This window comes from Methylosinus sp. Sm6, from assembly GCF_019802345.1.
Classification (GTDB): domain Bacteria; phylum Pseudomonadota; class Alphaproteobacteria; order Rhizobiales; family Beijerinckiaceae; genus Methylosinus.
The window spans coordinates 1-1,969 of sequence record NZ_JAINDZ010000100.1 but is presented as its reverse complement, the minus strand read 5'-3'; the positions used below and the strand labels follow the sequence as shown (position 1 = coordinate 1,969).

2 protein-coding genes are annotated in these 1,969 nt (G+C 63.2%); both read right to left on the bottom strand.

Going from position 1 to position 1,969, the window contains the following annotated elements:
- Nucleotides 1-87 precede the first annotated feature (87 nt).
- Complete coding sequence (gene ltrA, locus K3F48_RS23585; RefSeq protein WP_255609726.1) at nt 88-1,551, bottom strand: group II intron reverse transcriptase/maturase; 1,464 nt, start codon at nt 1,549-1,551, stop codon at nt 88-90.
- 5 nt (nt 1,552-1,556) lie between these two features.
- Complete coding sequence (locus K3F48_RS24700; RefSeq protein ID WP_255609725.1) at nt 1,557-1,688, bottom strand: hypothetical protein; 132 nt, start codon at nt 1,686-1,688, stop codon at nt 1,557-1,559.
- Nucleotides 1,689-1,969 lie beyond the last annotated feature (281 nt).

The following is a 1,969-nucleotide window of genomic DNA, read 5'->3' as shown; positions in this document are numbered from 1 at the left end:
GCGTCGAGTAGGCGCGGGGATTTCTCCGCCGCGCCTCTCACAGAACCGGATATGCGGGCCACGCGTCCGGCTCCTTGGATCGGTCGATCAAAAGACCAGCGTCATCTGGTCCGATACCTGCGGGGAGTTGAGCTCCTTCCAGCGGTCCTGAAGCGAGACCAGCCGCCCTTTGAACCAGGATGGTGGGTAGGCTCGCGTCATGCCCGGTCGGTTGGAACGGTTCCAGGCTCCCTGGCCACAATACGCAGCACTGGCGGCGGCCATGCGGCTCATCCCTCGGCGCAAGAGATGCCGATAGAGATAGCGAGGCCGCTTCTTCTGACGCACGATGATCGCCCTGAGCCGGCGGCGGATGTGGGCGTCGAAACGCCTGAAGTCCTCGGCGGCCTCCGGCGTGCATAACCGGAAGTGCGCCATCCATCCGCTCAGGTATCGGCTGAGAGACTCCATGCAGGATGCGAGCGAGCGCCCCCAATTGCCGGGCGTCATCGTCCTGATGGTTTCCGCCAGCCGTTTCGCCGCCTTCTTCGAGAGGCCGACTTCGAACTGGTCGTCGGTCTCGCTCGAGCGGCGAAAGCAAAAGCCCAGAAAGTGTCCCTCGCCGAGCATTCGCACGGCGCTCTTCTCCGCATTGACCCGGAGCCGCATGCGCTGCTCCAGAAACGTGGATATCGACGCCATGACGCGCTCTCCGGCACGCCGGCTGCCGACGAAAATATTGCAGTCGTCGGCATACCGCACGAACCGCAGACCCCGCCGCGCCAGTTCCTGATCCAATTCGTCGAGCACGACATTGGAGAGGATTGGCGACAGCGGGCCGCCTTGCGGGGTTCCTTCCCGAACCGCGATCTTCTCGCCATCCGGCATCATGACCGACGCTTTCAGCATCCGGCGCACCAAGTCGACCACCCGGCAATCCGCGACCTTCTGACCGAGGCGGTCGAGAAGACGCTGATGGTGAACTCGATCGAAGAATTTCTCCAAATCAAGATCGACCACGATCCGGCAACCAGCTTGCAAATGCTCCTTCACCTCAGCGACGGCCGTATGCGCGCCCCGTCCAGGACGGAAACCGTGGCTGCTCGGATGGAATGTCGGCTCGAAGATCGGCTCCAGGACCTGGAGCAGAGCCTGTTGCGCGACGCGGTCCACCACATTTGGAATGCCGAGACCGCGTTGTCCGCCTCCGGTCTTCGGAATGAAGACTCGGCGGACTGGACCCGGTCGATAGCGTTCCGTGAGCAGCGCGCGGCGCAGATCGTCGATCAGCACAGGAGCTCGCGCCTGGGCCTCTTCTACGGTCTGCCCATCAGGGCCGGGCGCCCCCTTGTTGCGTATCACGTTCAGAAGCGCCGAAGACAAGTTCTCCTCGGACGCCACTTCTTCCAACAGCCGACCGGGGTCGGCTGCGCAGGCGATGGTTCTTGCCGTGCGTTTGTGCTTCGCTTTTTGCAGCAAAAACGCGCGCTGCTCGGATGCGTCCGAGCGCGCATCGCTTCCGCCCCCTTTCGGGCTGTCGGCGAACACGAGGCTCAATTGACGGGGAATCATCCTTCTCAATCCATCCCTCCCTTCGCTCCCCCGGCTTTCACCGGCTTCATCGCTATTATGGAGAGATCCGACTTCTGCATGGGCGTCGGCCGGTCGTCGCTCACCTTCTCCCAGCCTACCGTTCGAAACGGACCCATGCAGACCTCCCAGGGTAAGAACATCGAATTTCCCGCCGCCGCCGCTCCTTTTACCGCCCCAGCCTCGGTTGGATTTCGGGCGTCGCGTTCAGAGGCACGCTGACCCGGCTGGACCGGCCTGTTGAGGAGTTCACTGCTCGTTCGGTGCTGCGGTTCGCCACTGGGCTTCTTCCCCACCCGCCCTCGCGGACGCGCAGTTGCCCTCGGCTCGTGGTTGCTACCAACTCGCCCCACGAAGGACTTTCACCTCCAATTCGATGCCCATGCCTGGCACACCTCTG